We start from the raw sequence: 16,308 nt of genomic DNA, 5'->3' as shown, positions 1-16,308 counted from the left end.
GAAACTTTTAATACCCCTAAGTTGAACATATTGGCAATTTTAATCACATTTATTTGTTCATCTGAAGCAATTCCTCGATATAATCCCTTTTATTGGACAATCTTGGAATTTTATGCTGCCCTCCCAACTTGTCTTTTGATTTTAGCCAGTCATAGAACAGGTTTTCCCTGGCAATATGGACTTTGGGAAGTTTTAAAGTAATGTTGTTATAACGCTTGGCCTCATAGTCCGAGTTCAAGGATTTAAGCGCATTGTCAAGAATTTCGGTAAAATAAGCCAATTCTTCGGGAGCCTTTCTAAACTCTATAATCCACTCATGGGCACCCTTTTCCTTCCCCTCCATAAATATAGGTGCCACCGTATAATCCTTTATTTCCGATCCCGTTTTTTTACAAATCGACTTCAAGGCTTCCTCCGCATTTTCAATGATCAGCTCTTCCCCGAATACATTTATATGATGTTTAGTTCTCCCCGTTATTTTGATCCTATAGGGGTTGGTAGAAGTAAACCTTACGGTATCCCCTATTTTATATCTCCAAAGACCTGCGTTGGTCGTAATTATTACCGCATAGTTCCTATTTACCTTAACGTTCCACAAGGGGAGGGTAACCTGTTCACTGGTGCCATAGGTATCCATTGGAATAAACTCATAGAATATTCCATAATCCAACATCAACAAAAGATCATCCGCATTATTTCTATCCTGAATGGCAAAAAATCCTTCGGATGCATTGTAGATTTCGTAGTAATTAAAATTTTTCCGAGGCAAGAGTCGGGAATATTGATCTTTGTAGGGATTAAAGCTTACACCTCCATGAAAATATACTTCCAAATTTTCCCAAACTTTAAAAAGGTGCTCCTTTCCTGTTTGCTCCAGAACATTGATCAATAGCACCAACATCCAAGAAGGCACCCCGGCCAAGCTGGTGACATTTTCCTGAACACTTTCCCGAATAATGGCCTGTAATTTAGTCTCCCATTCGCTCATAAGGGACACCTTATTACTTGGTGTGCTGCTGAGCTCTGCCCAAAATGGCATATTATCTATAAGAATGGCCGATAGATCGCCAAAAACGGTTCCATTATCTTGATATAACTCCTTACTCCCTCCCAATCTTAAACTTTTTCCCGTAAACAATTGGGAGTTCTCATTGTTGTTCAAATATAGACAGAGCAGATCCTTACTGGATTTATAATGGCAATCCTCCAAAGCCTCGGAACTTACAGGAATAAACTTGCTTTTAGCGTTTGTGGTACCACTACTCTTAGCAAACCACTTAATAGTCGTTGGCCAAAAGATATTTTGCTCGCCCCTTCTGGATCGCTCTATCATAGGTTCTACCTCTTCATAGGAGACTATGGGGATCCGCTCTGCAAAGGTTTCATAACTGGCGATAGATTCAAAATCGTACTTCCGTCCAATTTCGGTATCTTCGGCAAAGGACAATAACTGGTGCAACACCTCATCCTGCACCTCCTCAGGGTACTTTAAAAAAAGTTCTATCTGATGATATCTTTTTTTCAACAGCCAAGAAGCAATCGAATTGAATAATGTTATTGGCATTTTTATCCCTATTTTTAACGGGTTTTTGAGTATGGTTCAATTAGCTAAAAATAGGTTTAATTGAATTCATATTCAAATTGAATTTATGTTAAGCAGAAAAAATATGCAGTATCAAGGAGTTTTAAGAAAAATGCAAACCGAATTGGCAGATCCAATACAGTATTACCTAATATTTGACAGTGACTTTTTAAACCTGAACCAGGTATTGAACAAGGAACTTACCATTTCCTTTCTTAAATACCAATGTCTAAACTGCGGTGAAGATCGTCCTATTTTTAGACAAGGTTTCTGTAGGACCTGTTTCTATGAAATTCCCACGGCAGGAGATTGGATTATGCGCCCGGAATTAAGTACGGCGCACCTGGACAAGGAAGACCGCGATCTGGAATATGAAAAAAAGGTTCAGTTACAGCCGCACATCGTTTATCTTGCCAATTCCAGTAACATCAAAGTAGGTGTTACCCGCAAATCCCAAGTACCTACCAGATGGATAGATCAAGGTGCCCATGAGGCCATAGAGATTGTTGAAGTACCCAATCGTTATTTGGCCGGTATTACCGAGGTTGCTTTAAAAGAGCATATTGGCGACAAGACCAATTGGAGAAAAATGTTGACCAATGACGTTGATGATGAGGATTTGGTGGAATACAGAAATAAACTAAAAAAATACATCCCGGAAGAGGCCGCTGTATACTATATTGAAAGTAATACGGAAACCCATCTAGAGTTTCCCGTGCTACAATATCCCAAAAAAGTAAAAAGTCTTAACCTGGACAAAACACCAACTTATACTGGGGTCTTAAAAGGTATTAAAGGACAATATCTCATCTTTGAGGACAGTACGGTCTTTAATGTGAGGGGAAGTGAAGGGTACGTTGTAAGTTTGGAAGTGAAATAGTTTATACACGGTAAAAACCTTGATATTCATTTAAAATATCATTAAATTGTCCTTGAAGTTGGATCATTCCAAATTTAACCTATAGGATAAGAAAGCTTACTTGATAAATACACAAATCCCTTACGGTTTACAGCCTGAAACTTCAATCTTACTAATTTTTTTCCATTAGATACTATGGTGACCAACATAAGTAATGAACATATATCGGTCTTATCCAAAGATCAAACCCCAATTTCTATTTTTTGGTTTAGAAGAGACCTTCGAATAGAAGATAACACGGCATTGGCAGAAGCATTGGGCAAGGACATCCCCGTTTTGCCCATATTTATTTATGATCGCCTTATTTTAAACGAATTGCCGGAAGATGACGCCAGAGTAAATTTCATCTATCAAACTATTTTCAAAATAAAAGAAACCTTAAAAAACCATGGCTCGGACATTTTGTGCTTAGACGGCGAACCGATAACAATTTGGAAGGATATGATTTCCCAATTTAATATAGTTGCCGTTTATGCCAACCGAGACTACGAACCTTACGCCATGGACAGGGATAAGGAAATTTCCGAAATGCTGGCCAAAAAGGATATCCCCTTTTGTAGTTATAAGGATCAAGTTATATTTGAGGAAAACGAAATTGTAAAAGGTGATGAAGAACCCTATACGGTTTTTACACCCTATAAGAATAAATGGCTCGCTAAATTTGAGGAAAAAAACGCCATATCACTTAGAATTCCCAAACTGGATAACCTTATCAAAGGAGAGTATCCTCACCTAACTTTGGAAAAAATCGGTTTTAAAAAATCGGATATTGAGGTGCTGGACTTCGACCTGACCCAACTACATCTTTATGAGGACCAAAGGGATTTCCCGTACGAAGACATCACCAGCCACCTCAGCCCCCATTTAAGATTTGGAACTATAAGTGTAAGACAGGTTATTTCCAGCATTGATAAAAAATATGCTGTTTTTTTAAGCGAACTCATTTGGAGGGAATTCTTTATGCAAATTCTGTTTCACTTTCCCCATGTTGTAACACAAAATTTCAAATCCAAATACGATGGTATTCAGTGGAGGAACAACAAGGAAGAGTTTAAATTATGGTGTGAAGGAAGAACGGGATACCCCATGGTGGACGCCGGTATGAGACAGCTCAATGAAACAGGCTTTATGCATAATCGTGTTAGAATGATCACTGCAGGGTTTCTATGTAAGCACCTATTGATCGACTGGCGTTGGGGAGAGGGCTATTTTGCGAAAAAATTGTTGGACTATGAATTATCCTCCAACAATGGCAACTGGCAATGGGCAGCAGGAACAGGTTGCGATGCCGCACCCTATTTTAGAATTTTCAATCCCCAATCACAACAAAAAAAATTTGATAAAGATTATAAATATGTCAGAAAGTGGATTCCCGAATTTGATTCCTTTGAATACCCTGACCCAATAGTTGAGCACAAATTTGCCAGGGAAAGAGCCTTGAAAGCCTATAAAATTGGAATTGACTCCTAAAAGTGATCGCATTATAGTAAATTTTCATAAAAGCTTGTACCCTACTCAAGTACCTTGGGATATCCTTTAACGAGGGCCCAGCGGTTCGGACATCTTTAATGACGAATACTGTAAGATTTAAACGGCAAGGGTAAGACTATTTTTAGTTTTTGGTGAAATATTTTTTGGGTACCAGCAGCATTCCAAAACATTCCCCATCTTCCTTGCCCATATTTTTATGATGAATTTTGTGCGCCTTTCTTAACGCCAGCAAATACCTGTTTTTGACGTTCTTAAACCATTTAAATCTTTGGTGAATTAATACATCATGAACCAAAAAATAAGCAATACCATAAAACAGTATACCCAATCCAATAAAGAACAAATAGTTAAGCTCCGGGCTAATTCCAAAATACAGTAGTAAAACACTCGGAATGGCAAAAATTACGAAAAAGGTATCGTTTTTTTCAAAAACATGGGGGTACTTAGGTTCATGGTGGTCGGCATGCAAAGCCCACAAAAAACCGTGCATCACAAATTTATGGGTACACCAGGTCACCACTTCCATCACTATAAAAGTCAACACAGTTGTAAGAATATACAATACTATTTCCATTAGCCTTTTTTTTTAATATCACTCATTTCTTATTTAAGAATTTTGTTCCAATCTGAGATCAAAGGAAAGGCCTTATATTTAATGACTAAACTACTTATCCCTAGAAACACAATACTTAAAGGACGTGATTTCGATTGATTATTAATTGTTAATGGGTTGTTTGTGGTAATGTTGTCCGATCGAGTCTGCCCGTTCCGTTCAGGCGGGCGCAATCGAGACCTCTATTTATAAATATAACTGCCCAAAACCTCTCGACTGCAGCTGTCTGCCGACAAGGCAGGCCTACCTACCAGTAGGCAGGCTCGAGGAGACAAAAAAACAGACCTTAAATAATTAACAATCAATTATTTGTATTTTAATTAAAATTGAGCTCTAGTTAAATAGCGTTTAACTTGTACCTCACATAGCCCTTGGCCAATATCACCATTTTCATAGGGTTGGATATATGGATTCGGCCCTTCAGTATTTTTTCAGATTTGGTATTTTTTAGTTTTTTCAGAAGGTTGGAATAATACTTATAGGCAATATAAACTCCTAGCCTACTCTCTATGGGCAACTGAACCAAACCTAAATACGCCTTTTTAAAGTCCTCCTCTATTTCTGCGATGATTTCCCGTTTTACCTCATCGGTCAGTTCCTTTTGATGTACATTGGGAAAATAAGATCTGCCCAAGCTTTCAAGATCCTGTTTTATATCCCTTAAAAAATTAACCTTTTGAAATGCGGAACCTAGGTACTTGGCAGAGGATTTGAGGGATTTGAACTTTTCTTCGTCATTATCTACAAACACCCTTAAGCACATTAGGCCCACCACATCGGCCGATCCGTAGATATAATTCTCATAAGCCTCCTTGGTCGTATATTCGGATACCTCAAGATCATATTTCATACGTTCCAAAAAAACATCTGCGTATTCGTATAGTTCATATTTGCGTACTACCTCCTGAAAAGAATTTATAATAGGATTTAAACTAATTTTTCTTTTTAAGGATAGTTTATATTCCTGAATAAATTCGGTGAGCAATTCTTCTTGATCATATCCATGAAAAGAATCCACAATCTCATCGGCATATCTAACAAAACCATAAATGGCATAGATTGCCGGCCTTATTTTAGGAGCGAACAATCTTATACCCAAGGAAAAGGAAGTACTATAGGTATGGGTTACCAACTTACTGCATTTTAAACTGGAGGAATCGAACAGCGCTTTCAAAATCTACGGTTTTTTTTAGTTGTTATTAAGCTTTGTCAAAGTGATGTATTGAAAAGAAACCGACGACCAAATGGATGATCGTCAGTTTCCTAACCAAACTAAACACACTAGTTAACCTTATCTTAGTGTCCTAAAGCGGTCAATGCTTCCTGAGGCAACAATACCTTATCAATTATGTGTACCACGCCGTTGCTGGCGGCAATATCTGCAGGTGCTACAGCTGCGTCCACATCGGTTTTATCCTGAATGAAAACTCCACCGGTTAAGCTAACCGTTACGGATTCTCCCTGAGCGGTCTCTACCATTTGTCCGTCGGACAGATCGGTGGAATAGGCCGCTGCACCAGCTACCACATGATACTTTAGGATCTGGGCCAACAAGGCTTTTTCTTCGGGGGTATCAAAATCGGCCAAGCTATTATAGTCATCACCCAATGCATCCAATAGGGCAGCAAAGGCAGTATCGGTTGGTGCGAACACTGTAAAAGGTCCGTCGGTCTGCAACAGGGCTACCAAACCGGCATCGGCCTGTACCAAGGCGCCTACCAAAAGAGATAAAAAGTCAGTGTCCATTGCCAATTCCACAATATTAGGGGTTGGTGGCATTAGTGCATCCAAGGCTTCCTGAGGCAACAATACCTTATCAATTATGTGTACCACGCCGTTACTGGCGGCAATATCTGCAGGTGCTACAGCTGCGTCCACATCGGTTTTATCCTGAATGAAAACTCCACCGGTTAAGCTAACCGTTACGGATTCTCCCTGAGCGGTCTCTACCATTTGTCCGTCGGACAGATCGGTGGAATAGGCCGCTGCACCAGCTACCACATGATACTTTAGGATCTGGGCCAACAAGGCTTTTTCTTCGGGGGTATCAAAATCGGCCAAGCTATTATAGTCATCACCCAATGCATCCAATAGGGCAGCAAAGGCAGTATCGGTTGGTGCGAACACTGTAAAAGGTCCGTCGGTCTGCAACAGGGCTACCAAACCGGCATCGGCCTGTACCAAGGCTCCCACTAAGAGAGTTAAAAAGTCAGTGTCCATTGCCAATTCCACAATATTTGGAGTTGGTGGCATTAGTGCATCCAAGGCTTCCTGAGGCAATAATACTTTGTCAATAACATGTACCACTCCATTGCTGGCGGCAATATCTGCAGGTGCTACAGCTGCGTCCACATCGGTTTTATCCTGAATGAAAACTCCACCAGTTAAGCTAACCGTTACGGATTCTCCCTGAGCGGTCTCTACCATTTGTCCGTCGGACAGGTCGGTGGAATAGGCCGCTGTACCAGCCACCACATGATACTTTAGTATCTGGGCCAACAAGGCTTTTTCCTCGGGGGTATCAAAATCGGCCAAACTGTTGTAGTCATCACCCAATGCATCCAATAGGGCCGCAAAGGCAGTATCAGTTGGTGCGAACACGGTAAATGGTCCGTCGGTCTGTAATAGGTCTACCAAACCGGCATCGGCCTGTACCAAGGCTCCCACTAAGAGAGATAAAAAGTCAGTGTCCATTGCCAGTTCTACAATGTTAGGCATGGGCTCTGGATTTAAGGCATCCAAAACTTCCTGCGGCACCAAAACTTTATCTATTACATGCACAATACCATTGGAAGCCAATACATCTGCAGGCCCAACTTTTGCATCGGTGTCGGTCGGATCCTGAATGTAAACATCTCCGTCTATCCTAACCGTAATTTTTTCACCTTGCAATGTGGTAAACTCTTGACCATAGGTAAGAGAGCTAGAGGTAGCGGCTGCTCCTACCACTACATGGTACTTCAAAATAGTGGCGAGAATCTCCCTTTTTTCAGGAGTATTAAAATCGCTTAAACTATCAAAATCATCTAGGCTGGCCAAAAGAGCTGTAAATGCACCATTGGTTGGCGCAAACACTGTAAAAGTCCCTTCTCCGCTCAATGCTCCTACTAGGTCCGAATCCGCGTTTTCATCCGCCTTAACCAAAGCAGCAACCAAGCTACTTAAAATGTCTGTGTCTTGAGCAGTTTCCACAATAGTCTTCAAAGTGGGCTCATCAATTATGTCATTATCATCATCATTGCTACAAGAAACAAAGAGGAACAATGAACTGATAAATGCCAAAAAATAAATGCCAAATTTTTTCATGTCTAATGTTTTTAGATTATTACTTAGACAAATATATGTATTTTATTTTATTGTCCAACTTTTTTTAATAAAACTTTAGACAAATTTATTTTTAACACCCCTTCATATCAATAATTTGTTTAACTTTACACCATAATATATTAGACAGTAAAATGAGTAGATATTCCATGGCCCAGGTAGTTTCCTTAACAGGTATCAATTCACATACTTTAAGAAAATGGGAAAGTAGATATGATTTTTTAGTTCCTGAAAGAACAGATACCAATATCCGTTTCTATTCAGATGCCCAACTAAAAAAACTTTTAAACATAAGTATCTTAAGAGGCCAAGGTGTACGCTTATCCGCTATTGGCAAGATGACGGACGAAGAAATCCACAAGATGGTCGCAGATGCTTTAATAGAGTCTGACCAAGATGCCGAAGTTAAGGCATTGGTGTTGAGTATGATTAATTTGGACGAACAGGAATTTGACAACATTATAAAATCCCAGATATTAAAAAATGGCATTCTAACCACCTTTACTGAAGTAATCTATCCTTTTTTGCACAAAGTGGGCGTGCTATGGGGTATCAATAAAATTATGCCTGCGCAAGAGCATTTTGTTTCTAACCTGATCCGTCAAAAGATATGTTCGGCCATAGATCTATTACCTATTCCACCCAAGAATGCTCCAAAGATAATTATGTTCCTTGCCGAAGGGGAAAATCATGAAATTGGTCTTTTATTGGCTCACTTTATTGCCAAACAATTAGGGTGGCGGGTTTATTACCTTGGACAAAATGTGCCTTATGACAATGTAAAGACCATGGCCGAATTGGTAAGCCCCAATTATCTTTTGACCTTTTTTATAACCACTACCCCTACGGTGGTAGAAGATAAGGTTCTTAGATTATCCTCGGAGACCAAAACACCTCTTCTATTCTCTGGAAGTCCCGTTAATTTTGATCCTAAGAATATAGACAATTTGGTGACCTACTTGAAAAGTCCAGGGGATTTGATTACCATTTTGGAGGAGGAATTATCATCCATATAATCCAGTTACACCATTACGGCCTTAGCACAACAAACAAGTGTTGTTGCCCTTAATTTATTTCATATAGAAATCTATCTATGGCAAACAACGCTAATTATACACGCTCGTCCATTTAAGTAAACATTACCTAAATTCTAAAAACGACCAGGCCATTAATCTATTGTACACTGTCTTTTTTGGTTTCCGAAGTTTCCTTCTTTTTACCTAAAAGCCCACCCAATATTTTTTTGGCCACTTCTTTCTGCGATTCCTTTTTGGCCGTAGTTGCGGTATCCGTTTTAGTGGTAGAATCGGTCTTTTTTGTGGCAGCCCCTAAAAGACCTCCTATTACATCCTGAGTCTTTACCTGGTTTTCCTTCTTGGCAGAATCTGTAGCTTTCTGGTTTTTGGCAATAAGATCACCTATAAAATTCTTGGCTTTGTCCTTCCCCTTATTAATTAATTTTTGCTTTTCAATCTCCACTAACTGGGCCGTTAAATTTTTAATGCCCGAAGTAAGGTCCGTAGTTACGGTAGGACTGGTATACCCCCCCCCAATATTTGCAGTAATGGGGATCGTTAAATTTTCCAAGGATTTTTCGTCAATCCTCGCTATGATATTATTGATATCCTTTCCCAAATACTTGGCGGGCACTTCAATGGTAGCCGCATAGTTCAATTTTTGATCAAAAGTATGGCTACCGGCAACATTAATTGCAAAATCCTGATATTTAAGGGTAAACGGCTTCACCTTTACCACTCCATCCTCAAAATTCAATACCGTTTTTAAATCCTTTAGATTCAATTTATCCAGATCCAAAAAGTTCAATTTACTATCCAACTCGGTAAGTAAAGGTGCACTTTCCGCATCAATTTTATCGGTTAATAGTTCAGCCAAAATATTTCCGGAGATAGTATTTAAATTGGGAGTAAAATCGTCCTTTAAACTTCCGGATACCTGAATATCCGAATTTAAGGTTCCTTGCAAAATTTTAGCAATAGGTGCTAGGGTCCTGAACATTTCCAAAGCATTAAAAGTCTCAGCAATCTTAAAACCATCCATTCCCAACTTCATGGCGAAGGTAGGTGTGGCCGCCTTGGTGGACACCTCTCCATTTAGCGCCAATTTACCATCAAAGATTGAAGATGTCATTTTGTACAGTATTGCTTTCTCATCCCTAATTACCAGTGTTCCCTTAACATCCTTTAAAGTAAGGTTGTCATAAATTACAGTATTTGCCGTGGCGTTGATGGTACAATCCAAAAAGGAAGGTATCTTGATTTTTTCTTCCGCAGATGTGGTGGACGCCCCTTTATCTTCCCCTGCACCCACTTCGGTGGTTTCCGCCACCATGAAATCATTGACTGCAAAAGTGTTGGACCTGAGATTAAAATTACCCTCTATGCTCTCGTTGTTGAACATAAAACCCAGTAGATTAACAATGGTTCCTGAGGCATCAAAATCCGTTTTTCCCGTTGCTCCCTGTAAATTGTTCAAGGTCACTGTAGTAGGGTTGAAGGTCACCGAAGTACTTTTTAAAATAATGGGATTGGGGAATTCTTCGGACTTATACTCAAAGTCGCTCAATTTTAAGTTACCTGTTGTTCGGGTATTTTCATACTCCTTATTTTCTATAGATGCCATATCAAAGGCAGTAGCAATATCGGCAATTAAGATTCCCTTTAAGTTTAAATCGGCGGGAACTGGGTAGGCCTTGGAAATATTGGCAAGATTCATTTTTCCATCAATCTTGGCATCTACCTTGGTATTCCCCATTAGGTCGTTAATTTTGGCCACCATATTAAACTTGTCCTCATCTATCATAAAAGACAACTTTCGGATATCAACAAAAGTATCTTCCGTAATACCGGTATTATTCGAAATTTCGGTATCTATAAATACATTCCGGACCGTTTTGGGTAGATCTGGATACTTAAAGGAAGCATTATCCGAATTTATATCTATTTTGAACTGAGGAATATGATCTTCATCCACTATCCCTTTGAATACTCCGGCAACGGTAAAGTTTCCGGTAGTGGTCACCTGTGCAATATCCTTGGAATAAGCCTCTGGAATAACGGCCAAGAAGTTTTTAAAGTCGGACGAAGGTGTTTTAAAGCTAATATTTACCTCCTGGTTGTCCTCATTCAATTTTACAAACCCATCAAATACCAAGGCCAATTGATTGACCATAGCCTCATTCTTTAAAAAGGAATACTTGTTTTCCTTCAAGTCCACCCCAATAAGCGCTTTCAATTGAACCGGATTCTTGTTCAAATATTGCGTACTATCCATTTCAAAAGAAACCAAACCACTGGTCTCTGTGTCCAATTCAGAATTCTCCAGGGAAAGATCTCCCCTACCGCTATGGTTCATTTCAGAAATGGCAAATGACATGCCACTGGCAAGGTCATCATATTTTATTACTGCATTATTGATGGCATAAGACTCCATGGACAAGGTAAAACTACTTTCGGATGAAGCCGTTTCGGCCGCAGTATCGGGGGAAGAACTATCATCGATAGCGATATCATAGTTGGCATTCTCTTCCTGGTCTACCTTTATATTTATAAGCGGACGATCCAATACCAAACTTTTTATGGCAATAGGCTCACTTGCATCCTTAAACAGCTCCTTTATAGACATATCCAAACTCACCCTTTCCGAAGCAAATAGGGTATCGCCCTCAAAGGGGGCTTTATTTATCAATGTTATGTTATCCAAAGTAACCGTGGCATTGGGAAAACTTCGGAATAGACTTAGGTCCGCATCGGAAAAATCGAAGGTGGCATTAATACTATTGTTCACCTTATTCTTAATAATATCCGCAATTTTACCTTTCAAGAAAAATGGGGCGGCCACAAGAAGTAAAATCATCACCAAAAATAAGCCACCAACAATCTTTAAAATTTTCTTTTTCATCTGTTACTATTTACAATATTAAAAGCAATACAATCAATTTCCAGCAAATACGGAGCAATTCACCCCCTTTTCTTACCGTTTTTTTGTTTTACATTCCGGCCATGGCTCAATATTACATAGAAATCGGCCATTAGTTTAAACGAATACCTTCAAATATTGACGCAATTCTACGATATAACCCCAAGTAAAATCAAAATTCCCACTTAGTTTAAACAAAATTTAACATCGAAATAAAAAACAGCTTGAATACTGCCTCCACTGCTGGTTCATCAATATTATCATTACAATATTGCCTTACCCGATAAAAACAGCAAAAAGCGAACTTTATTATGCCTCAAGATCAATTTCCTGATTTACTTTTAAATTGAATCGCCTTCTAAAGAGATATACGAAGAAATAGAGGAAAGGGGTGTCCAATAATGCCACAATTACCTTAAAAATAAAACCACTGATCACTAGGCCGTAAAACATGGACCAAGGTAGCACCTCAAAAATACACAAAAGGCCAACCACAGTAAAAGTATCTATAAACTGCGAAAGATAAGTGGAGAAATTATTGCGCAGCCAAAGATGTTTTCCATTAGTTAGTCTTTTCCAGAAATGATATATGCCAATATCTACATATTGGGCAAAAAGATAGGCCAACATAGAGGCAAATACTGCAATTGGAGACAGGGCAAATACCTGACTAAAAACAGCGTCCTGAACGGGAGAACTAGGCAATGCCGGAACCCAATTGGCCAGCAATACAATTCCCATGGAAAAAAAGGAGGCAAATATTCCGGCAGTAACAATTTGGTTTGCCTTTTTTCTGCCATAAATTTCCGAAATAAGGTCCGTAATCAAAAAAGTAAGTGGATAAGGCAAAATACCCACTGAGATTTCAAATAAAGATGCTCCTAAGACCGTAACGTCGCCAAAAGGTCTCCAATAAAAAAACTTTTGAAAAATTAAGTTGGAAACCACCAAGGAGGTAATGAACAATGCTCCCAAATAGAGATATATCTTAAAGGCCAGCCGCTTATCCTTCTCTTTTAATACTGCGTATACCATAGAAGCAATATAAATTTTAACATTTTATAATTTAATACCAATTAAAGCGTTCCTACACTTTGATCCTTGAAAAAAGCCAAATTTACACGAACAGGGATCGATTAACAATAAAAAAGAAATAAACTAAATTTTTAAGCATGAACAAAAGCATTTTAACAGCATTCATTATTTTAATTGCCGCTATGGTACAGGGCCAATCTTACATTGGTTTTGGTACTGACAATTACAATGGGGTGCATGGCCTAATTTCCAATCCCGCAAATATTGTTGATTCGCGATTTAAAACGGACATTAACCTTGTTGGGGTTAGTGGACTCATTGGAAACGACTATTACAGTGCAAAATTCGGGGATATTATTAAAGATGATTTTGATTTTGACGACGATGGAACCAAATCCCCAAAGAATGCCAATAACGCCTATGGCAATGTGGACATTTTGGGACCCTCTTTCATGTTTAACATCAATCCCCGGAATTCATTGGCTATTTTCACTAGGGGAAGGGTGTTTTTTAATGTAAATGATATAAATGGGGATACCTATGATAATATTTCCAATGAGTTTGATGAAAACGAAGACTTCAATGTAAACGAAGGGGATTATCAAATGAGCGCCAATGCCTGGGCCGAAACAGGCATAACCTATGCCACGGTACTTCTGAACAAAGAACAACATTTTTTAAAGGGAGGTATCTCCCTGAAATACCTAATGGGATACGGAAACGCTTATTCCAGTGGTAAGGATATAGTTATAGATTATGATGCAGATGGATCGGGAACTACGGGAAGCATTGACTCCCAAGGTGAAATTGCCTATGGCAATAGTGACAACATCACCAATGATTTTGAAGACTATGAATTTGTTAAGAGTGCAGACGGCTTTGGGGTAGACTTAGGTTTTATCTATGAATGGAGACCAAGTTTTGCAGACTATACCGTAACCGATAAGGACGGTAATCCTTACGCGCCAAAAGACATCAACAAATACAAATTGAAATTTGGATTATCCTTGACCGATCTAGGAAGCCTTAAATACGATGGTCCAGAAAATGCCTATGACATTACCAATTCCATTAGCGAAGACGATTTTGATAATGAAGAAGGGTTTGAAGACAAGCTGAACAATCTATACACACAGATCAGGTCCGGTAACGCTTCAAAAGCCGTTTTACCAACCGCCCTGCATATAAATGCCGATTGGAACATAAACAATCACTTTTACCTGAACCTAAATAGTGATCTGTCCATAACCTCAAAAAGTAACACCAATACCAATAGTATTGCCAATATAGTTTCCCTAACCCCTAGGTTCGAAAGCAAATGGTTCAGTTTTTATTCGCCAGTAAGTTATGTTGAAAATCTAGGCGTACAATGGGGTGCAGGATTAAGGGCAGGGCCGCTTTATATAGGGTCCGGATCTATTTTAACTGTATTGACCAGCGACCAATCAAAAGGCGCGGACGTTTACGCCGGACTAAAAATACCTATTTACCAATCCAGACCAAAAGATAAGGACGAGGACGGTGTATTGGACAAGGTAGATGGTTGTCCTGAGGTTCCGGGACCAATAGAAAATAACGGATGTCCCTGGCCAGATACCGATGGGGACCAAGTATTGGACAAGGATGACAATTGCCCAGAGGAAGCAGGAATAATAGAAAACAAGGGGTGTCCTTGGGAAGATTCTGACAATGATGGAGTATTTGACAAGGACGACAATTGTCCGGAAGAAGCGGGAGTTCCAGAAAACCAAGGATGTCCTTGGCCAGATAACGATGGCGACGGTGTATTGGACAAGGACGACAATTGTCCCGAAGTGGCCGGAACGGTTGCCAACAACGGATGTCCTGAAGTAACGGAGGAGGTTCAAAAAACTTTAAATGAATATGCCAAGACTATTTTATTCAACTCGGGCAAGTCTACCATTAAAGTAGAATCTACCAATGTCCTAGTAGATATTATAAAGATCCTTAACGAGTACCCCAATGCCAAATTTAGCATTGAAGGGCATACGGACAGTATTGGAAGTGTACCACACAATCAAAAGCTATCTGAGGAAAGGGCACTTGCCGTTAAGAACTTCTTAATTGAAAAGGGTATCGACAGCTCTAGATTGACTTCCATTGGCTATGGAGAAAGCAAGCCTATTGCCACGAACATGTACAAAGCGGGGCGTGCAGAAAACAGACGGGTAGAAATAAACTTGGTAAAAAACTAACAAACCAATAAATCCCAATGCAACAAGGCCGTACCACAAATGGTGGTACGGCCTTGTTATTATATCTTTTTCAAGGTCCAAATTCGAAACCTATATCCCTTTAACTAAAAATCCCGATCCCTATCCTCAATCTTCCTGTATTTCTTGGTAAAAAAATCATTGGCAATTCTATTAAATTCATCGGTATGGGTCACCAAAGTATAATGTCCGGAATTGGGTAAAATCCACAAATAAGCGTTGGGAATATTTTTAAATATCTTTAAGGTATGATCAGGTTTAATTACATCATGATCGCCACCCACAACCAAAGTAGGCACCCTTATTTTATGTAGCTCCTACACTGCAATATTTGGCTGTTCCACCAATAACCTAATATACTTGTACACTATAGAATCCAAGGGTGTTTTAGCTTCCTTTCCGCTAAACATTTTCTCAAACATATTATAGGTCTTCGTTACCCTTTTTAATACATCTGGTGAGACCGCCGAGGAGTCTGGTTGCAAATTAGCTCCTGTAATAACCAATTTTTTTACTTTTTCGGGATGCCTTATCGCCAACAACAAGCAATTTACGCCTCCATCACTCCATCCCAGAACATAGGCCGAATCGATCTTCATTTGCGATAGTAAGGCCGCGTAATCATCTGCCATCATTTCATAAGATAGTGAATCCAACTTGTCTGTAGATTTACCGTGATTTCTGCTATCGGCTACAATAACCTTATACTTTTTTGAAAAAAAGGGTATTTGTTTAACAAAGGTACTGATAGATGCTCCGTTGCCGTGAATTAAAAGCAATGGCGCCCCTTCACCATAAGTTTCGCAGTACATTTTAAAGCCCCGTATGTTATAATACTTCCCGGTATTCGGATTGTTGCCATATATGGTGTTTTTTGTTAAACTATCATATTCCTTCTTAATTCCATCCAATGACTTTTGTCCAAAAGAAACAAAACAGCAACAATTAAAAATTATACATACCAAGATTGATTTAGTCATTTTGAATATGTTTAAATTAATATCAAACATATAGAACATTTTCTCTTTTCAAAATCGCATGATGATGTGATTTTGAACGTATCACAAAAATGCAAATAGTGGTTTAATTGGCTATTGCCGCTAAGGGTTCCCCTCCTATTTGCAACATCCATTTTTTGTGCAAAAATTAAGACCATAGCCCTCAATTACACAGA

The 16,308-nt window shown here is 39.1% G+C and carries 12 protein-coding genes; 4 read left to right on the top strand and 8 right to left on the bottom strand.

Going from position 1 to position 16,308, the window contains the following annotated elements; all coding sequences use genetic code 11:
- Positions 1-49: 49 nt before the first annotated feature.
- Positions 50-1,564: a GH3 auxin-responsive promoter family protein gene (locus B9Y87_RS01180; RefSeq protein WP_085495389.1), complete on the bottom strand. Its 1,515-nt coding sequence runs from the start codon at positions 1,562-1,564 to the stop codon at positions 50-52.
- A gap of 103 nt (positions 1,565-1,667) precedes the next feature.
- Between B9Y87_RS01180 and B9Y87_RS01175 the strand changes: the two genes are divergently transcribed.
- Both B9Y87_RS01175 and B9Y87_RS01170 read left to right on the top strand, forming a co-directional pair.
- Positions 1,668-2,462 carry a DUF2797 domain-containing protein gene (locus tag B9Y87_RS01175; RefSeq protein ID WP_085496584.1) on the top strand — a complete coding sequence of 265 codons (795 nt, stop codon included), beginning with the start codon at positions 1,668-1,670 and terminating at the stop codon, positions 2,460-2,462.
- 174 nt (positions 2,463-2,636) lie between these two features.
- Positions 2,637-3,971 (top strand): cryptochrome/photolyase family protein, encoded by a 1,335-nt coding sequence (locus B9Y87_RS01170; protein ID WP_085495387.1) that lies wholly within the window; start codon positions 2,637-2,639, stop codon positions 3,969-3,971.
- Positions 3,972-4,113: 142 nt separating this feature from the next.
- Here the strand turns inward: B9Y87_RS01170 and B9Y87_RS01165 are convergent, their stop codons facing one another.
- From B9Y87_RS01165 to B9Y87_RS01155, 3 genes are all read right to left on the bottom strand, one after another.
- Positions 4,114-4,566, bottom strand: coding sequence for a sterol desaturase family protein (locus B9Y87_RS01165; RefSeq protein WP_085495385.1), 453 nt, complete (start codon positions 4,564-4,566; stop codon positions 4,114-4,116).
- 376 nt (positions 4,567-4,942) lie between these two features.
- Positions 4,943-5,779 carry a phytoene/squalene synthase family protein gene (locus B9Y87_RS01160; protein ID WP_085495383.1) on the bottom strand — a complete coding sequence of 279 codons (837 nt, stop codon included), beginning with the start codon at positions 5,777-5,779 and terminating at the stop codon, positions 4,943-4,945.
- 122 nt (positions 5,780-5,901) lie between these two features.
- Entirely contained in the window at positions 5,902-7,911 is a 2,010-nt protein-coding gene (locus B9Y87_RS01155) for a fasciclin domain-containing protein (protein WP_085495381.1), read from the bottom strand.
- Positions 7,912-8,063: 152 nt separating this feature from the next.
- On the opposite strand from B9Y87_RS01155, the gene B9Y87_RS01150 reads away from it, so the two are divergent.
- Entirely contained in the window at positions 8,064-8,945 is an 882-nt protein-coding gene (locus B9Y87_RS01150) for a MerR family transcriptional regulator (protein ID WP_085495379.1), read from the top strand.
- A 157-nt stretch (positions 8,946-9,102) separates the two neighbouring features.
- Here B9Y87_RS01150 and B9Y87_RS01145 read toward each other — a convergent pair whose 3' ends face one another.
- Positions 9,103-11,847, bottom strand: a complete 2,745-nt coding sequence (locus B9Y87_RS01145; protein WP_085495377.1) for an AsmA-like C-terminal region-containing protein — start codon at positions 11,845-11,847, stop codon at positions 9,103-9,105.
- A 327-nt stretch (positions 11,848-12,174) separates the two neighbouring features.
- On the bottom strand, positions 12,175-12,900 hold the full coding sequence (locus B9Y87_RS01140) for a queuosine precursor transporter (protein WP_085495375.1): 726 nt from the start codon (positions 12,898-12,900) through the stop codon (positions 12,175-12,177).
- A 137-nt stretch (positions 12,901-13,037) separates the two neighbouring features.
- On the opposite strand from B9Y87_RS01140, the gene B9Y87_RS01135 reads away from it, so the two are divergent.
- Positions 13,038-15,116 (top strand): DUF5723 family protein, encoded by a 2,079-nt coding sequence (locus B9Y87_RS01135; protein ID WP_085495373.1) that lies wholly within the window; start codon positions 13,038-13,040, stop codon positions 15,114-15,116.
- Between the two features lie 104 nt (positions 15,117-15,220).
- On the opposite strand, the gene B9Y87_RS21745 is transcribed toward B9Y87_RS01135, so the two are convergent.
- Positions 15,221-15,433: an alpha/beta fold hydrolase gene (locus B9Y87_RS21745; protein ID WP_139827113.1), complete on the bottom strand. Its 213-nt coding sequence runs from the start codon at positions 15,431-15,433 to the stop codon at positions 15,221-15,223.
- An 18-nt stretch (positions 15,434-15,451) separates the two neighbouring features.
- Positions 15,452-16,114 (bottom strand): alpha/beta fold hydrolase, encoded by a 663-nt coding sequence (locus tag B9Y87_RS01130; RefSeq protein ID WP_176225571.1) that lies wholly within the window; start codon positions 16,112-16,114, stop codon positions 15,452-15,454.
- Positions 16,115-16,308: the final 194 nt, after the last annotated feature.

Origin of the sequence: Arenibacter troitsensis (assembly GCF_900177645.1) — a bacterium.
Lineage (GTDB): Bacteria > Bacteroidota > Bacteroidia > Flavobacteriales > Flavobacteriaceae > Arenibacter > Arenibacter troitsensis.
The sequence above is the reverse complement of the archived record's forward strand: the minus strand, read 5'-3'. Positions and strand labels throughout refer to the sequence as shown.